The organism is Pseudomonas cremoricolorata (assembly GCF_000759535.1).
Classification (GTDB): domain Bacteria; phylum Pseudomonadota; class Gammaproteobacteria; order Pseudomonadales; family Pseudomonadaceae; genus Aquipseudomonas; species Aquipseudomonas cremoricolorata_A.
In genome coordinates this window covers 3,747,426-3,765,422 of sequence record NZ_CP009455.1, presented here as the reverse complement: position 1 = coordinate 3,765,422, position 17,997 = coordinate 3,747,426, and the positions used below count along the sequence as shown (strand labels likewise).

Here is a 17,997-nt window from a genome sequence, read left to right as displayed (position 1 = left end):
TTTGTACGGAACACTGCCTCTTGCGTTCAACTTTCCACTGCCCTGGTGCCGCGCCTGCGTGCCCCGACGGTCCCCGACAAGTCTGCCGCGCCTTTTCCCTGCACCTCCGCCTGCCCGTAGCTGGCCGACACTGACCCCCGGAGAACACGATGTCCTCATCCCCCTCACAGGCCAAGAAGGCCACGGCCAGTGGCTGGATCGGCTCGGCGCTGGAGTACTACGACTTCTTCATCTATGCCCAGGCCGCGGCGCTGATCTTTCCGCAGATCTTCTTCCCGTCGATGGATCCGAGCATGGCCATCATCGCCTCGCTGGCCACCTACGGCGTGGGCTACCTGGCTCGCCCTCTGGGCGCCTTCGTGCTCGGCCACTGGGGCGACACCCGCGGGCGCAAGTATGTGCTGCTGCTGTGCATGTTCCTCATGGGCCTGTCGACCATGGCCGTCGGCCTGCTGCCGACTTACCACGACATCGGCATCGCCGCGCCGTTGATGCTGGTGCTGCTACGCCTGGTCCAGGGCTTTGCCGTGGCTGGGGAGATTTCCGGCGCCAGCTCGATGATCATGGAACACGCGCCCATGGGCCGGCGCGGCTATTACGCAAGCTTCGCCCTGCAAGGCGTGCAGGCTGGCCAGGTGCTGGCCGCGGCGGTGTTCCTGCCGCTGGCCTACTTCATGCCCGATCAGGCCTTCACTGACTGGGGCTGGCGCATTCCCTTCCTGCTCAGCGCCTTCGTGCTGGTGGCCGGGCTGATCATTCGCCGCGAGGTGCACGAAACGCCAGCCTTCGTCGAGGAAGAACAGACCGCACAGATTCCCCGCTCACCGGTTCGCGAGGCCTTTCGCTGCAGTTGGCGGCGCATGGCGCTGGTGGCCTGCATGGCGCTGATGAACGTGATTCCGGTGGTGGCGACCATCTTCGGCGCCGCCTACGCGGTGCAGCCAGCCTATGGCATCGGCATGGACAAGAGCGTGTACTTGTGGATTCCGGTGGTCGGCAACCTGGTCGCGGTACTGGCGATTCCGCTGGTCGGCGGCTGGTCCGACCGCGTCGGCCGACGTCCGCTGCTGATCGCAGGCTGCCTGGGCTCCGGCCTGATGGCCTTCGCCTACCTGCATGCGATCAGCGCCCAGCACGTACCGCTGGCGATGCTCACCTCGATTCTGATGTGGGGCTTGCTGTACCAGGGCTACAACGCGGTGTTCCCAAGTTTCTTCCCCGAGCTGTTCCAGACCCGCTACCGGGTCTCGGCCATGGCCATCGCGCAGAACCTGGGCACGCTGGTCACGGCCATGTTGCCGGCGCTGTTCGCCGCGCTGGCCCCGCCGGGTTCGTTGAACATTCCCTGGATCGTCGGCGGCCTGACCTTCGCCCTCACCTGCCTGTGCGCGCTGGCCGCCTGGCTGGCACCGGAAACCCACCGCCTGGCCATGGCCGACCTGGGCAAGCTCGATGCCGTGCCGCTGAGCGAGCAGGCGTTCGCCGAGGCGCGGCGCCAGGCTCGGCGCTGAATGGGGCGAGCCTTCTGACAGGCCGATGGCAGCCCGCCCGCTCAGGCGGGCGCCATCGGCTCGAGACTCAGCACCAGGCACCTCGCTCGTGCTGTTCACACCTGCAAGTACCCTATGCCAACACGCACATGGCGGCTGCCGCTGCGCTATCGATGATCGCCCGTTTCGCCTCGCCTCTCTTCTGCCCCCCTGCACAAGTATCCCTGTCGTGTGGACCGAATCCGCCGTCCTCAAACTCTCGATCGTCTGTACGGTGCTGCTGGCGGTGGCGGTCTGTGCGGGCATGGCGCTGTACGCCTACAAGGCCAAGCGGACCCTGCGCTCGGACTTCATTGCTCTGGATGTGAAGACGTGGATCCTGTCCAGCAGCATTTCCGCGGCCTTGCTGGTGGCCTTCGCCTTGGGCCTGCTGCTGGAGCAAACGCGCTGGGCCTGGCTGTTGCCCTATCTCGATCCCGCAGTGCTGGCGGTGATCTGCGCCTGCCTGATCCCGTTGCCGCTCAAGAACCTGCGCCAGGCTCTATCCGCTGTGCTGATGCTGACGCCCGCCGACCTCAAGCAACGGGTCGACGCGATCGCGGCTCAGGTGGTGACTGAACAGGGCTTTGTCGGGCATCAGAGCCACGTCGCCAAGGTCGGTCGAGCTCGGCAGATCGAGATCTACTTCATCGTCCCCAGCGACTGGCCGGCACAGACGCTTGAGCAATGGGACGCGCTGCGCGACCGCGTCGGCGAGGACATCGGTGGTGACCCGGCCAACCGCTGGCTGACCATCACCTTCACCACTGACCCGGGGTGGGCGTAGCAAGCGCCAGGCGTGCATGGCTACAAGCGGTGCTTGCAGCCATGCACGCATGCTCGGCATGACGTCTGCCAAAGTGCAGTGGTAGCGTGCTGCCGACGCCACGTCTTGCGCGTGGCACCATGCCTGCACGCATTTCCCTATAAAAAGCCAAGAACGGGACACGAATCATGAGTCACAGCACCGCTTCGCCGACGCCTCTGCCTGACCCTCGACTACGCCGGGTGCTTACCTTGCCCGCGCTGATCTTCTTCGGCTTGGTGTACATGGTTCCACTGACCGTCTTCACCACCTATGGCATCGTCACCCAGATCACCGGTGGGCGAACCGCTGGGGCCTATCTGATCACCTTGCTGGCCATGCTGTTCACGGCAGTCTCCTACGGCATCATGGTGCGCCGTCACCCAGTAGCAGGCTCCGCTTATTCCTATACCCACCTGGCGTTCGGCGCCAATGCCGGCTTCCTGGCCGGTTGGTCGCTGCTACTCGATTACCTGTTCATCCCGATGATCAACTACCTGCTCATCGGCCTGTTCCTCAACATTGCCTTCCCGGCGGTGCCGGCCTATGCCTTCGTCCTGGCGTCGATCGCGGTGGTCACGCTGCTCAACATCGGCGGCATTGGCTCGGTGGCCAAGACCAGCAACCTGATCGTCGGCGCGCAACTGGTGTTCATTGCGGTGTTCGTGGCGCTGTCCTGGGCGTCGCTGGGCAGTGCGCCGGTCGACTATCTGGGACCTCTGCTGGGCGATGGCAGTCAGCCAGGATTCGCACCGCTGATGGCGGGCGCGGCCATCCTCTGCCTGTCGTTCCTGGGCTTCGACGCCGTGTCGACGCTGGCCGAGGAAACCCGCGATCCGCGTCGTGACGTGCCGCGTGCAATCGTGTTGACCACGCTGCTGGCAGGCGCATTGTTCACCGCGCTGGCCTACCTGAGCCAACTGGTGTTACCCGGCAGCCACTTCGCCAACCCCGATGCAGCCGCCAACGAGGTGATGGTCCAGGCCGGCGGCAGCTTCCTGGCGAGCTTCTTCACCGCAGCCTTCGTGACCGGCAACCTGGGCTCGGCGCTTGCCTCCCAGGCGGCGGTCTCGCGCATTCTCTACAGCATGGGGCGCGACCGGCTGCTGCCGACGCGACTGTTCGGCACGCTCTCGCCGCGCTTCGGCACGCCCATCAACGCCACGCTGGCGGTGTCGGTGGTGTCCCTGGCGGCGCTGTTCGTTGACTTGGGTACACTGGCCTCGCTGATCAGCTTCGGCGCGCTGGTGGCGTTCTCTGCGGTCAACCTGGCCGTCTTGCGCACCCACCTGCTGAGCACACCCGCACCTGGCCAGACACGCCGTTGGGTCTTGCACGGCATCGTGCCGTTGGTGGGTCTGGGACTGACGCTGTGGTTGTGGACGAGCCTATCCGGCCTGACCCTGGCGATCGGGGTGGGCTGGTTCCTGATCGGGGTGGTGTACCTGGGGATGCTGACCGCAGGCTTCAGACGCACGGTTGCAGTGGCGGACTTTTCCGAGGTGGGCTGACCGCACGCCCCAATCCGCTGCAAACGGCTGTCGGGGCTGACTGGCAAAGTCTGGCGAGTCGACCTACCGCCGGCGCTGCATCCACGCAGCGCCCAGGCCGCTCAGGCAGATGATGGCAATGCCCAGCAAGCTGGTGGAATCGGGCACATGGCTGAAGAACAGCAGCCCGAGCAGGCCGGCGAAGACGATCTGGCAGTAGCTGAACGGTGCCAGCAACGCCGGCGCGGCGAAGCGGAAGGCCTGGGTCAGCAGCAGGTGCGCGCTCATGCCGAAGCCGCCCAGCGCCAGCATCAGCAAGGCGTGGTCCCAGCGCGGGGTCGACCAGAAGAACGGCACCAACGCGGTCATCACCACGGTGTTGCACAGCCCCGCGTAGAAGTTGCTGGTGGTCGGGCTGTCGATGCTCGCCAGTTGCCGGGTGAGCAACTGGTAGAAACAAAAGCCCAGCGCCGAGCCCAGCGGGAACAGAATCGCCGGCGTGAACATCTCGCCCCCCGGATGCACCACCACCAGCACACCGACGAAGCCCAGCACCACCGCGACCCACTGGCCGCGGGTCACCCGCTCCTTGAGCAGCGGTGCCGACAATGCCGTCACCAGCACCGGGGCCAGAAAGTTCACCGCCGTGGCTTCGGCCAGCGGCAGGTAGTGCACGCCGGTGGTGAACAGCAGGCTGGTGCTGAGCAGGCTCAGGGCGCGCAGGGTCTGCAGCAGCGGACGACGGGTGCGCAACACGTTCAGACCCGAGCGCGGCAGGAAGATGCCGGCCATCAGCAGGGTGTGCACGACATAGCGGGCCCAGACCACCATCACCACCGGGTAGAGCCCACCGAGGAATTTCGACAGGGCGTCGTGGCTGGCGAACAGCAGGGTCGCGCCAACCACCAATGCCATGCCGCGCAAGGGTTGGTTGACGCCGGACAACGGGGTAGTGGAACTCATGCAGGTCTCGTTGGGACGCCGCGAACGATCGACGTCGGCTGTACTGGGGCTGACCGGCTCGGGACACCGCCGGTGCGACACGGGGCGCGCAGCTTACTCTGTTTGCGCGTGCAGGTGGGGCTGCACGCGCGCAAGCGCACTGCTCACTCAGAGCGAGACCCGACCGCTCGGTTCCCGGCGCGCGTCAAAGGACTTCGCCGGACAGCCGTATGAGCCGCTCACTGGCTGGCACCGGGCGGCCATACAGATAGCCCTGCACGTGCGAGCAGCCTTCGGCGGCCAGGCGGCGCATCTGCTCGGCCGATTCCACACCCTCGGCAGTGGTCTTGATCATCAGGCTGTTGGACAGCTCGGTGATGGCGCGGATGATCGACATCGCTTCGCGGCTCTCGCACATGTCGTGGACGAACGACTTGTCGATCTTGATCCGGTCGAACGGGAACGAGCGCAGGTAGCCCAGCGATGAGTAGCCGGTGCCGAAATCGTCCAGGGAAATCGACACGCCCAGCGCCTTGAGGGCGCGCAGGGTCTGCACGTTCTCTTCACTGTTGCCCAGCAGCACCGACTCGGTGATCTCAAGCTCCAGGCGCTGGGGGGGCAAGCCGGAGTCAGCCAGGGCCAGGGCGACGATGTGGGTCAGGTTGGCATCACGGAACTGCACCGGTGACAGATTCACCGCGACGGTCTGCTCGCTGTCCCAACTGGCCGCTTCCTGGCAGGCCAGGTTCAGTGCCCGGATGCCGATATCGTGGATCAGCCCGGTTTCCTCGGCGATCGGGATGAAGTCCATGGGCATGATCATGCCGCGCTGTGGATGCTGCCAGCGCAGCAGCGCCTCATAGCCGGTCACGCAACCACGGTGGTGATCGACCACGGGCTGGTAGTGCATCTGCAACTGGCTCAAGTGCAGCGCAGTGCGCAGGTCGGTTTCTACCAGACGGCGCTGACGCGCGGCGACATCCAGCCCCACATGGAAGCACTCGAAGCGATTGCGTCCGTTGCGCTTGGCCTCGTACAACGCCATGTCGGCGTAGCACAGCAGTGGCTCGGCGTGCAGGTGGTCGTCCGGCGACAGCGCGACGCCGATGCTGACACCGACGCTGAACTGATGGCCCTCGATATGGAACGCCGGGCTGATCGCCGCGATCAGCCGCCGCGCGGTGTTGCAGGCCGCTTCACGGTTGTCCAGGCCGGTGAGCACCACGGCGAATTCATCGCCGCCCAGACGCGCCAGGGTGTCGTGCTCGCGCAGCTCGGCGCGCAGGCGCTTGCCCAAGGCACGCAGCAGTTTGTCGCCAAAAGCGTGACCGAGGGTGTCGTTGATGTTCTTGAAGTTGTCCAGGTCAAGGCACAGTGCTGCGGTCAGCTTGCCCTGCTCTTCCCCGCGCAGCAGCGCCTGGGTGAGGCGGTCGCTGAACAGCGTGCGGTTGGGCAGGCCGGTCAGCGCATCGTGGTGGGCCATGTGATGGATCTGCGCATGGGCGGCCAGTTGCTCGGTGGCATCTTCAGCGACGAACAGCACGTAGTCGCTGTGACCCTTGCCGTTGTTGCACAGCAGCGCGCGACTGCGCAGGGTCCGCGAACCGACGGCGGTGTCGACACGGGTTTCGGCGGCAAAGGCGCGGCCACTGCGCGCACCGCGCGACAGTTGCTGGCCCAGGTAGTCGGCAATGGCCGGCGCCGGGCATTGCGCCGGCAACAGGCCGATCATGCTCATGCCGTGGCCGCCGAACAGACGCTCGGCCTGCTGGTTGGCGAGCAGAATCTTCTCTGAACGGGCGTCCTGAACGATCACGCTGGCCGGGATATTGGCGATCACCGAATCGAGAAACTGCGACAGCCCGGCCATTTCCTGGCTGTATTGCTCAGCCAGTTCCTTGGCGCGCAACAGCTCTTGCTCGTAACGGCGCTGCTCGGTCATGTCGCGGGTGACCTTGCAAAAGCCCAGCAAGGTGCCGCTGGCTTCATCGACGATGGCTTCGATGACCACGCTGGTCCAGAAGTGCGAGCCGTCCTTGCGCTGGCGCCAGCCCTGTTCTTCGAAGCGGCCGGTGACCCGCGCTCGCTCCAGGTTCAGCGCCGGCAGCCCGGCCAGGCGCTCGGCGTCGGTGTAGAACATCGAATAGTGCTGGCCGACCACCTCCTCGGCGCTATAGCCCTTGGCCCGTTGCGCACCCGGATTCCAGTTGGCGACCACGCCTTCGGGGGTGAGCAGGTAGATGGCGTAGTCCACCACGCTCTGGATCAGTAACCGGTACATGGCGTCGGGGCTTGCAACTAGCGACATGGGAGCAACCTGCAGCAATCAGCTAAGGGAATACCAGCCCCTGTATCGGGGAGAGCCTGATGTTCTAGATGGTGGCACTATGCTACACCTGTCGCGCTACCCGCGCTGAAAAAAAGCGCGGCCCGCGTCCTAGAGCGCCTTGCGCATGGGAATACAGCGCAAAGCGAGTCCCGAGGGCGACTGGTAACAGGCAGGTGTATCGCCGATGAAGCCACAGCGGCGGTAGAACGGCGCCGCATTGAGGGTCGCGTCCAGTTGCAAGTGCGGCCAGCCGGCCTCACGCGCCAGTCCTTCGACATGGGCGACCAGGCGTCGGCCGATGCCCTGTCCCATCGCCTGCTCGGCGACGAACAAGGCGCCCAGTTCGCAGGGTTGTGGTCCAAGCATGATGGTGCCGAGTACCTCATTGCCACGACAGGCGAGGTAGAAATGCCGCTCCACCAGATCGGCGTACCACGGGCTGAGTTCGCCAGCGGTCCAGGCGAGCATGTCTTCACGCGAATAGGCGCCGATGCAGCGGGCGTGGATGGCCTCTCGACGAATGTCGAAGGCGGCCTGGGCATCGGCGCGGGTGGCGGGGCGAATCTCGATCATGCGGGGTTCCTTGTGCAGCCTGCGACAGTAAACGCTCGGGCTGCACCCACGACACCCCACGAACGTTATAAGCGCAGGTCCAGCGCCTGGCGCAATGGCTCACCGCGGGCATCATCCACCGCGCTGACCAGTGCGAAGTTGTACGCACCATGGGACCAGTAGCGCGCCTCCAGCGGACCGTCGCTACGCTGGCCGCTGGGCATGCGCGCAAAATGCTCGCCCGGCAAGCGCAGGAACAGGCTGATGCGCTGGCCCTGGGCATCTTCGAACACCAGCAGCGCCGCCGGGCCTTGCTCATTGCTGAGCAGGCGCGCACCGACCGGTTGCAGGCCGTAGCCGCTCAAGTCCGGCAACTGCCCGACCTGGCTGAAGTGGCCCTCCAGCCAGCGCTGCAACTGCGCAGGCTCGCGCGCCTGGATATCCAGGGCATCGCTGCGGGCGAACAGGCGATGGGCCTGCAGCGCATCGGCCATCGGCAAGGGTTGCTCGGCCAGGCTCGCGGTGCGTGCCTGCCAGCCGCCAAGCCCGCCCAGCCCCACCGCCAGCAGCAGCACTGCAGCGCTGGCCAGGCGCCGCTGACGGCGCTGGCGCAGGCTGCGTTGCACCTGCCTGAGGTCGAGCGGTTCAGCCAGGGACTGGACACTCGCCCCCGCCAGGGCGGCGCGCAGACGCCGGGCATCGTCCTGCCAGCCGCGCAGCCGCGCCGCCTGCGCTGGATTGGCCGCCAGCCAGGCCTGCACTTCGGCGCGCCGCGCCGGCGCCAGGCGCTCATCGACGAAGGCGTGCAGTTCTTCTTCACTGGGAATCAGCTGGGTCATTTCAGTCTCCGTAGCGCCGGCGGCCGCGGTTCGCCTTCGGTCAGTTCACGCAGCGCGGCGCGGGCGCGCGACAAGCGCGACATCACCGTGCCGATGGGAATCGCCAGCGCCTCGGCGGCCTCCTTGTAGCTCAGCCCTTCGACGCTGACCAGCAGCAACAGGGCACGTTGCTGGGTCGGTAACCGGGCGAAGGCTTGCAGATCGGCCTGGGCCAGCACCAGGCGCTCGGTGTCATCGCTGCTGGCAGGCTCGTCGTCATCGCGGCGGGCAAACCAGGCCAGCCAGCGCGCCTGCAGGCGCTCGCGGCGTTTGCCATCGAGAAACAGCCGATAAAGGATGGTGAACAACCACGGCCGCAGGCGTTCGGGGTCGTGCTGCTGGCTGCGCCGGGTCAGCGCGCGCTCGATCGTGGCCTGCACCAGATCGTCGGCGCTGGCGGCGTTACGTGTCAGCCACAAGGCAAAGCGCCGCAGGCGTTGCAGCAGGTCGCGCCATTGATGTTCGTCCAGCTCATGCATGATCGGTTCCGGCACACGGGCAGTCTGTGACTAGCAGACGCCGCCGGCAGAAAAGTATTCCCTGAGCGGGAATAAATACCTGGCACCTGCGTCGTACCGGCTCATCGACTGACGGAATGCACGCCCATGAACACTCCTCTGCACGGCTCGGCTGCGGCCGTGCGCCTTGCCGCCATCGGCCTTGGCCTGGCCACCTTGGCTGGCGCTTTCGCCTATGCTGCGGGCTGGCTCGGCACGCCGAAACTGACCCCGCAACGGATCATCGACACGTTCGAGGCGCAGGCCGGGCAACACCCTGGTTACCGCAAGAACCACGCCAAGGGCCTGTGCGTGAGCGGCTACTTCCAAAGCAGCGGGGCCGCCGCACAGCTTTCCACGGCGCGCGTGTTCAGCCAGCCACAGGTGCCAGTCATCGGCCGTTTCGCCATCGGCGGCGCCAACCCCTTCGCCCCTGATACCGCGGTGCCCGTACGCAGCCTGGCGCTGGACCTGCGCACCGATGATGGCGATACCTGGCGCACCGGCATGAACAACCCGCCACTGCTGGCGGTGAACACGGTGCAAGGCTTTTATGATCAAGTGCTGGCCAATGCGCCTGACCCGGCCACTGGCAAGCCCGATCCGGCGCGCCAGCAGGCGTTCTTTGCCGCGCACCCGGAAAGCGCGGCCTGGCGCCAGTGGGCGGGCAGCTACACACCCAGCGACAGCTTCGCCAGCACGCGTTATCACAGCATCAACGCCTTCCGCCTGATCGACCGCAACGGCAAGGCGCAGGCAGTGCGCTGGCAACTGCTGCCCGAGACGCCGTTCGCCGCGTTGCCAGGCAAGGTCGACGACCCGCTGTTGCTGCAACACGATCTGCGTGAGCGTCTGGCCCAAGGCCCGCTGCGCTGGACCCTACGCCTGAGCCTGGCCGGCCCGGGCGATGCCGAAGACGATCCTGCACGCCCCTGGCCCGAGGAGCGCCCGAGCATCGACGCCGGCACGCTGGTGCTCGAACAGGTCGATGCGCCAGAGCAAGGCGCCTGCCGTGACCTGAATTTCGACCCACTGATTCTGCCGCGCGGGATTCAGGCGTCCTCCGACCCGATCCTGGCAGCGCGCTCGGCCGCCTACTCGGTGTCGTTCAACCGCCGTAGCCAGGAATCGCTGAGCCCTGGAGGCCGACCATGAGCCGCACCACCTTCCATCCCCTGGCACGCCTGCTGCACTGGCTGATGGCGCTGCTGATCGTGGCGATGCTGTTCATCGGGGTCAGCATGGTCAGCGACCTGTCCCGCGCCCACCCGCTGCTGGTCGAGTTGCACAAGGCCACTGGCCTGGCCCTGCTGGCGCTGGTGGTACTGCGCATCGCCGTGCGCCTGAGTGTGGCGCATCCGCCGCTGCCGGCCGACCTGCCCCGGGTGCAACGCTGGGCGGCCGGTGCCTCGCACCTGGTGCTCTATGGGCTGATGCTGGGCATGCCGCTGCTGGGCTGGGCGATGCTCTCGGCAGGAGGCTACCCGCGGCCGCTCGAGCTGCCGGCGCTGCTGCCCCACGATCTGCAGCTGTACGCCGTGCTACGTGTGGCTCACGGCTGGGCGGGCTATGCCCTGTTCGCGGTGGTGCTGTTGCACCTGGGCGCCGCGCTGATGCATGCCTGGGTGCGCCGCGACGGGGTCTTGCAGAGCATGTTGCCGAGTGCGCGGCGACGCCGCACTCAAAGCTGATCCTCGACAAGTGTAAGCGGGTATTACTAACATCGGCGGTTCTGTCGTTTTGCATGGAATGCCGCCGATGTCCCGCGCTACCGATTCAACCTCGCCCGCCAGTACCCTCGACCTGCGTCCGCTGCTGCTGGTGAACATGACCTGCACCTTGTCGATGATGGCCTTCGTGGCCCTGATCGGCCCGATCTCGCGTCTGCTGCACATGGCCACCTGGCAGGCCGGCGCGGCGGTGACCGTGGCGGGCCTGGTGTGGGTCGCGCTGGCGCGGCCCTGGGGGCGTCTGTCTGACCGCTACGGCCGGCGCCGGGTGCTGTTGATCGGCAGTGCAGGTTTCACCGTTGCCTACTGGCTGATGTGCCTGTTCATCGACGGTGCGCTGCGCTGGTTGCCAAGCGCCGGGGTTGCCTTCGTTGGGTTGGTGCTGGTGCGTGGCCTGATCGGTGCGTTCTACGCCGCGCTGCCGGTGGCTGGCAACGCGCTGATCGCCGATCACGTGGCGCCCGAGCAGCGCGCCCGCAGCATGGCGCTGCTGGGCGCGGCCAACGCGGTCGGCCTGGTGCTGGGCCCGGCACTGGCGGCGCTGCTCGCTCGGCACAGCCTGAGCCTGCCGTTCTATGTGCTGTCGCTGCTGCCGGCGCTGGCCTGCCTGGTGCTGTGGCGCACCCTCAAGCCTGCGTCGCAGGCCATGCCCCACGCGCCGCTGCCGGTGCGCTTGGGCGACCCGCGCTTGCGCCGGCCTTTACTGGTGGCGTTCGTCGCCATGCTCTGCGTGACCCTGTCGCAGATCACCGTCGGCTTCTTCGCCCTCGATCGCCTGCACCTGCCAGCCGCTGAAGCGGCGCAGGCGGCAGGTATCGCCCTGACGTGCATCGGCGTGGCGCTGATTCTCTGCCAGTTGCTGATTCGCCGCCTGGAATGGCCGCCACAGCGGCTGATCGCGGTCGGCGCCAGTGTGTCCGCGCTGGGCTTTGCGGCTGCGGCCTGGTCGGCCAGTGCGCCGCAGTTGTGGGCGTGTATGTTCATCGCCGCGGTGGGCATGGGCATGGTCTTCCCGGCCTTCTCGGCGTTGGCGGCGAACGCCATGCACGCCTCCGAGCAAGGTGCCACCGCAGGCTCGGTGAGCGCTGCGCAAGGCATGGGCGCGGTGGTCGGCCCGCTGCTGGGCACCCTGCTGTACGACCTCGATCCACGCCTGCCGTATCTGACGGTGGCGTTGTCGTTGCTGCTGGTCGGCCTGTGGCCAGGTACGCGCCGCAGCCAAGGCTGAGACGCGCAGCGCGCCGCCTGTGAGAGTGTGTTTTAATGTTTCGCCCTTCATGAATGACACCTCTGACAACAAGGCGGCTATGGACACCGGGACTCGACTCAAACTGGTGCGTGAACGCAACAACCTTTCCCAACGTGAACTGGCTCGCCGCAGCGGACTGACCAACTCGACCATTTCCCAGATCGAGCAGAATCGCGTCAGCCCGTCAGTCAGTTCGCTGAAAAAGCTGCTCGAAGGCATCCCCATGTCGTTGGCCGAATTCTTCAGCTTCGACGAACCGCCGCGAGAGGAGCGTTTCGTCTTCCGCGCCGCCGAACAGCCCGACCTTGGCCGTAACGGTCTGCGCATGCTGCTGGTCGGCGCCAGTGTCGAAGGCCGGCAGATGCGCATGTTGCGCGAACTGTACGCACCGGGAGCCGATTCCGGCGAGCCGATCGTGCATGCCGAGGGCGAAGAGTGTGGTCTGGTCACCCGCGGCACCGTGGAGCTGTGGGTCGACGGCCAGGTCAGCGTGCTCAGTGCAGGCGACGGCTACTACATTCCCACCACCCTGCCCCACACCTTCAAGAACGTCGGCCCCGACGAGGCCGAGATCATCAGCGCCAATACCCCGGCCAACTTCTGAAGCGCCCGCCACCGCCCAGCGCCCGCGAGGTGTATCAACGCCTGCGCGACGCCGCGCTGGGTGTTCACGCACTGCGGGTCGAGCGGCGTCTGGAGCACGCCTGGGTACAGGTCGACATCGACGCGTGGTCACTGACCCTGGAGCTCGGCGAGCACGGTCTGGCGCGTTGTCTGGCCTGCCAGACCGCCGAGGGCGCCCACGCCGACAGCGAGCACTGGCCGCGTGCGGGGAGCGATCCTTGCGAACTGCTCAGCCAGTGGGAGCGCACGCGCATCGAGCATCTGCTGCGCGGCTGAAGAAACGATCATGCGCGGGTATTGACTGGATACCGCCTGGCGAATCCGAGGGTGACGTTTCATCGCGACTCCACCGTTCCCGGAGATTCGCGCCATGCCTGACTCATCCCCTCTGCATCACGCCCAGATACTGCGCACCCTGCCGCAATGGAGCACGCACCTGCCGGCCAGCGCCGTACCACTGCTCACCGGCGCCCAGCGCGCACCCTATGTTGATTCGAACGGCGTTGAGTACGCGTGGTACCGAGATGCGCCCAGCCTCGACCAGGAAAGTCTGCGCCGTGCCGTCGAGAGGCGCAGTGCAAGCCTGAGCCGCCTGACGCACCTGCTGACCCCGCTCCAAGGCATCAGCGCGTTCTGTGCGCCGCTGCTGCAACAAGGGCTGGGCATCAAAGCATCGGTATTGACCGCCCAGTACCGTTTTCAGGGCACCGAGGTACAGCGCCCCAGCACGCCCCCGGCAGGGCCTGGCGTGCCGAGCGATTCTCTGCCGGTGGTCGCCAAGGGCCAGCCACAACTGCGCAGCCTGCTCGAAGCCGCCTTGCACAATTTCGAAGGCATCGAGGACACCACCCGTCTCAGCGGCCTGCAAGCCAGCCGTAACGATATTCAGCGTCTGCCTGACCTGAGCCTGTCGGCCTTCATCAAGCAGTGCCGCGCACTCGATCTGGGTCAGCGCTACCAGGAGCACCTGCAAGCGGTGTGCGAAGGCGACAACGCCCAGGCGATTCATGCCACGGCGGTGCAGGCCCGTAAGGATGAGTTTCGGGTGCAGGTGCGCGTCGCCGCACTCAAGGCACTGATCAGCGGCAGTTGGTCCTTCGCCCTGCACGGCCTGTGCAACGACGTCCCTGCCGCGCGCGCGCTGCGCTGCTGGCAGATCTCGCTGTTCGGCGCGCCGATCCACGAACTGCTGCTGATCGCCCGCACCGGCGCCGACGATGACGGATCAGTGGTGCTTTACCTGCCCCATGAAGCCGACCCACTGCGCGAGTTCGCGTCGCTGTCGCAGGCCTACGCCCACCTGCGCAGCGCCTTGCTCGAGCCGGCGTTCCGCCAGCGCCTGGTAGCCATGGCGCCACAAGCGCTACAGGCCGAGCTGATGCGCGATCTCAAGCATGCGCTGTATGAAAACGCCGGCCAGGTCGAGCAACCGCTGGTGGCCCGTCACAGCGTGCACCTGGACAGCAGCGAGCATGTTCTGCCGTTCCCGGTGTGGGACACACTCGAACGTAAACACCTCATCCGCCTGAAGGGCGATGCACGGCACATCGCCGTGCCCACCGCCGACGTCGACCAGGCCCGGCGCCTGAAAACCCTCGAGTACTGGTTCGACATTGGCATGACCGTGCTCAACATCGCTGCCCTGTGCGTGCCGGCCCTCAATCCCGTGATGCTGGCCATCGGCGCGGCGCAGATCACCGGCAGCGTGTTCGAGGGCATTTCGGCCTGGGAAGCCGGCGACAACGCGACGGCCATGGCGCAACTCGAATCGATCGTGCTCAACGTGGTGGTCACCGGTGGCGTGGTGGCTGGCGGGGTGGTGTTGCAGGGCTCGGGCTTCGTCGATGCGCTGCGCAGCATCCGCGTGGCCGACGGCGAACGGCTGTGGCAACCGAGTCTGGCCGGCTACGCCAGCGACATCAGTCTGCCCGACGGTGCCCAAGCCAATGGGCTGGGGCAATTCAGCGTCGGGGAGCGCGTGCTGGTTCGCATCGACGGCCAGCTATACGAGCAGTTCCAGGCCGAAGACGGTACCTGGCACCTGCGTCATCCGCGCGACCCGCAGGCGTACGCGCCAGCGCTGCAACACAACGGCGCAGGTGCCTGGCGACTGGCCCTGGAATCGCCGCTGGACTGGGACACAGCCACCTTGCTACGTCGTTTTGGCGAGCCCTACCCCACGCTGGACGACGCCGCAGTAAATGCCGCCTGGGAGGCCACCGGGCTGCCTGGTGAGCGCTTGCAAGAACTGCACCTGAACAACCAGCCCATGCCAGCACGCCTGAGCGACGGCCTTGCCCGGCTCGAGGCCGACCAGCGCGTAGAGCACATCATTCAACGTATCGAACACGGTCAGCCGCTGCCGGCTGGCGACAACTTCGCCGCGCCTTCACTGGTGCAACTGCCTGGCTGGCCGGAAGATCACCTGCTGGAGGTATTCCAGGGCAGCGAGCGCGCCGGAGACTCGGTGCTGTACGGGCGCTTGCCGCGCGAACCTGGCGACCGCCTGATCCAAGTCAGCCGCGCCGAGCTCGAAGCCGGTCGGCTGGCCGAGGTGGTGCTTGCGCAAATGGAAGAGCCACAGGTGCTGGAGGTTGAAGCGGTCCCTGCCGACCAGCGCCCGCAAGCTTTGCAACGACGCCTGGCTGACAGCCTGCGCAACCAGTACAGCGCCCTGCAGCAACGTCTGTATGCGGCCGGCGAAGCGCCGCTGGACGCCGCCGGCCAGCGTCTGGCCAGCCAGTTTCCGGGACTGCCAAACGCGGCCGTGCGGGCCATCGTACGGGGCGCCAGTCTGAGCGAGACCGAACGAATGCTGGCAGGCGGGCGCATACCGCTGCGCGTGCTCGAAGAGGCGCGTGAGCTACAGGCACAGGTGCGCCTGGACCGCGCCCTGCTTGGCCTGTACCAAGCCACGCTGGCCAATGCCGATACCAGTCTCATCATCGAAGGTTTGCAAGCCCGTGAGCCAGGGCTTGCCGGCGCTGCGTTATGGCGCCGGGCAGTCATCGAGCGTGAGCTGTGCGCCGAGCTGATCGGCCAGCAACCGCTCAAGCCTGGCTATCGTTCGCCGCTGGGGTACAGTCATGGACGCATCGGCTATCCACTGAGCGGGCGTGGTGTTCCGCGGCGCTTGCGGGTAGCGGCGATGCGTCGGCTGCAGGCACTCTATCCCTCACTGGACGACGCCCAGATTGGCGAACTGCAAGCGCGCCTGGCCCAGCGCGGCGACTTGGTCGAGGTGCTGCGCGCACTGGAAAGCGAACACGCACAAATGGTCCATGACCTGTTCGAATGGGTAGCGAGCGCCCCCAGCGACGGTATTCAGGAAGAGCGTCTGCGCTGCGCCGAGCTAATCAACCGCAATTGGCGGCAAATAGGAGAACAGCCAAGTGTGCTCATGCTCGATCGCCTGCTGCTGCCGCGCTTGCCAGCCCTTACCGCACGCTTTCCCCACGTGCGCGTGCTGGCCCTGGAGGGGCTAGGCCTGCAGCAACTCGATGCCAGTTTTCTCGAATGCTTCCCCAACCTTGAGCAGTTGCGCATCGTGGAAAATTACGGTCTGCCTGCCGGTCCTTTGTTCACTGCGCTGCGCGCAGCGCCACAGTTGCTCGATCTCAACCTGGCGAGCAACGGGCTCTCGGTGCTTCCCGAGTCAGCCTTGCAGAGCCTGCGCAGCTTGCGCCGTCTGCGCGCACTGAACCTGAGCCGCAACCGTCTGGTGCTTAACGAGGCGACGATCGATGTACTCGCCGAGCTGCCGTTGAACAGCCTTGACCTGGGCAGCAACGGCCTGACGTTCAGCGCCGCCCAGGCCGAGCGCTTCGAGCGGGTAATTCATCCGCAGTTGCTGCGCCTGGACTTCAATCCGCTGCAGAGGGTACCGAATGTGCGCTACATGGCTCGATTGCGTCATCTGTCCATGGCCAATTGCGGTTTGCAGGCGATTCCCGAAGGGCTGCACGTGCTCATGAGCCAGCCGCAGTATCAACTGCGCGCGATCGATCTGTCGCTCAACCGCATTCATCAAGTGCCCGAGCTCGACCTGTTGCTCGACACGCCGTTTGGCCGCGATTTACAGGCGCGCGTGCCAGGTCGGCACCTGCGCCTGAACTACAACGGTCTGGAAGGTCCGCTGCGGGCGCGACTGTTCCGCGCCGGCGTGCAAGTCTTCGAACACCCGGCCGATCTGCCGGACTGGCAGATGGTCTGGCGCGGCACGGCCAGTGCCGCCCAGGAGGGCATTTGGGCCGATCTGTTCGAAGAGGACGCCAATCGTCCTTTGGCCCAGGTCCTGGAGTTGCTCAGCCGCTCGGCCGAAGCCCGCCAACACCCGGCCAAGCTGCGCCAGCAGGTGTGGACGCTGCTGGAGCGCGCTCATGGCGATGCAGCCCTGCTGGAAGAACTGAACGCCGAAGCCCAGGCCTTTCCCATCACCTGCGGCGATGCCGGTAGCGACGCCTTCAGCGCCCTGGAGGTGCGTCTGCTGACCCACGACATCGCTCTGAGCGGCGAGCCGTTGAGCCAGCAATGGCGTCTGTATCGACAGTAGTACCGGCGCGAACAGGTCAACGTGCTAGCCGAGCGTATCGCCTGGCGCCGCGGCCTGCGCAAAGCGGCCCTGCAGGACGCTGAAGTCACGGGGGATGAGGCCAACCTGCCTGACCTCGATCCGCTGGACGATCCGCAGGCCGTGCCCGACGCACTGTTGCTCGACGGGTTGGTCGACGACATCGAAATACGCCTGGCATTGCGCCAGGCGCTGGCCGAGAGGCTGAACTACCCGGAACCCAGCGTCGACATGCTGTACGAGCAAGTGGCTTATCTCAACGATCAGATCCGCCGCAACGTCGCCGAGGAGGTACGCCGGATCGACCAGGATCTGGCCGCATCACGTGGGTGGATGATCGAGCAGCCACACTGGCAGCGCACCCTGCGCAGGTCGTACGCCAGTCAGTTCGAAGCGCTGGCCGATTTCTGGCGCAGCGGCCTGGACTATCTGGATGACTGCCTGGACCCTGGGGCCGAGCCCGTCCGACAGCTGCCTGCGTCAGTCCGTACCACGCTAGAGGCAGCCCTGGGCGAGTCGTTGCTCGACGATGCTGGCCTGCCGCAGCGCGTCGAACTCAACTCCGAGCAGTTCCGCGTGGCCAGCAACCGTATCGTCGACCAACTCACAGAGGTCGAACGCGGTCTGCTCGAAAGCCTGACCCGCGCGCTCGAGGAAGGACCGGCCTGACCTCAACAGAGCCGAGCTGAACCTCGAACTGCACTGCCGGCCAGTCGCTCTTACAGATATCCCGCAAACCAAGGCCCTACGCTACCCCCTGTACGAGCGACTTCAGTGGCGAAGGCCTGCGCAGCAGGCCTGA

General features: G+C 66.2%; 13 protein-coding genes and 1 pseudogene. 9 read left to right on the top strand and 5 right to left on the bottom strand.

The features are described 5' to 3' along the window. Positions 1 to 149: 149 nt before the first annotated feature. The 3 genes from LK03_RS17115 to LK03_RS17105 all read left to right on the top strand — a co-directional run bounded on the left by LK03_RS17115 (position 150) and on the right by LK03_RS17105 (position 3,845). Complete coding sequence (locus LK03_RS17115) at positions 150 to 1,511, top strand: MFS transporter (RefSeq protein ID WP_038413594.1); 1,362 nt, start codon at positions 150 to 152, stop codon at positions 1,509 to 1,511. 208 nt (positions 1,512 to 1,719) lie between these two features. Next, a complete protein-coding gene (locus LK03_RS17110) occupies positions 1,720 to 2,316 on the top strand; it encodes a cation transporter (protein ID WP_049870541.1) in 597 nt (198 codons plus the stop codon). Between the two features lie 167 nt (positions 2,317 to 2,483). Further along, complete coding sequence (locus LK03_RS17105; protein WP_038413593.1) at positions 2,484 to 3,845, top strand: APC family permease; 1,362 nt, start codon at positions 2,484 to 2,486, stop codon at positions 3,843 to 3,845. Between the two features lie 63 nt (positions 3,846 to 3,908). Here the strand turns inward: LK03_RS17105 and LK03_RS17100 are convergent, their stop codons facing one another. From LK03_RS17100 to LK03_RS17080, 5 genes are all read right to left on the bottom strand, one after another. Then, positions 3,909 to 4,787, bottom strand: a complete 879-nt coding sequence (locus LK03_RS17100; protein WP_038413592.1) for a DMT family transporter — start codon at positions 4,785 to 4,787, stop codon at positions 3,909 to 3,911. A 184-nt stretch (positions 4,788 to 4,971) separates the two neighbouring features. Then, entirely contained in the window at positions 4,972 to 7,074 is a 2,103-nt protein-coding gene (locus LK03_RS17095; protein ID WP_038413591.1) for a putative bifunctional diguanylate cyclase/phosphodiesterase, read from the bottom strand. Positions 7,075 to 7,203: 129 nt separating this feature from the next. After that, the gene (locus tag LK03_RS17090) at positions 7,204 to 7,668 is read right to left on the bottom strand and encodes a GNAT family N-acetyltransferase (protein WP_038413589.1); all 465 of its coding nucleotides are present in this window, start codon (positions 7,666 to 7,668) and stop codon (positions 7,204 to 7,206) included. A gap of 65 nt (positions 7,669 to 7,733) precedes the next feature. Next, positions 7,734 to 8,486 carry an anti-sigma factor family protein gene (locus LK03_RS17085; RefSeq protein ID WP_038413587.1) on the bottom strand — a complete coding sequence of 251 codons (753 nt, stop codon included), beginning with the start codon at positions 8,484 to 8,486 and terminating at the stop codon, positions 7,734 to 7,736. Continuing rightward, the gene (locus LK03_RS17080; RefSeq protein WP_038413586.1) at positions 8,483 to 9,004 is read right to left on the bottom strand and encodes a sigma-70 family RNA polymerase sigma factor; all 522 of its coding nucleotides are present in this window, start codon (positions 9,002 to 9,004) and stop codon (positions 8,483 to 8,485) included. Before LK03_RS17080 ends, LK03_RS17085 begins: the two co-directional genes overlap by 4 nt. A gap of 126 nt (positions 9,005 to 9,130) precedes the next feature. Here LK03_RS17080 and LK03_RS17075 point away from each other — a divergent pair, with 126 nt between their 5' ends. From LK03_RS17075 to LK03_RS22735, 6 genes and pseudogenes are all read left to right on the top strand, one after another. Then, complete coding sequence (locus LK03_RS17075) at positions 9,131 to 10,177, top strand: catalase family peroxidase (RefSeq protein WP_038413584.1); 1,047 nt, start codon at positions 9,131 to 9,133, stop codon at positions 10,175 to 10,177. After that, positions 10,174 to 10,713, top strand: coding sequence for a cytochrome b (locus LK03_RS17070; RefSeq protein ID WP_038413583.1), 540 nt, complete (start codon positions 10,174 to 10,176; stop codon positions 10,711 to 10,713). Before LK03_RS17075 ends, LK03_RS17070 begins: the two co-directional genes overlap by 4 nt. Positions 10,714 to 10,780: 67 nt before the next feature. Further along, positions 10,781 to 11,980: an MFS transporter gene (locus LK03_RS17065; protein ID WP_038413582.1), complete on the top strand. Its 1,200-nt coding sequence runs from the start codon at positions 10,781 to 10,783 to the stop codon at positions 11,978 to 11,980. A 79-nt stretch (positions 11,981 to 12,059) separates the two neighbouring features. Beyond that, complete coding sequence (locus tag LK03_RS17060) at positions 12,060 to 12,605, top strand: cupin domain-containing protein (protein WP_038414800.1); 546 nt, start codon at positions 12,060 to 12,062, stop codon at positions 12,603 to 12,605. Positions 12,606 to 12,634: 29 nt separating this feature from the next. Further along, positions 12,635 to 12,901, top strand: coding sequence for a DUF7693 family protein (locus tag LK03_RS17055; protein WP_038413581.1), 267 nt, complete (start codon positions 12,635 to 12,637; stop codon positions 12,899 to 12,901). Positions 12,902 to 12,995: 94 nt separating this feature from the next. Continuing rightward, positions 12,996 to 17,864: pseudogene (locus LK03_RS22735) on the top strand (NEL-type E3 ubiquitin ligase domain-containing protein). Positions 17,865 to 17,997 lie beyond the last annotated feature (133 nt).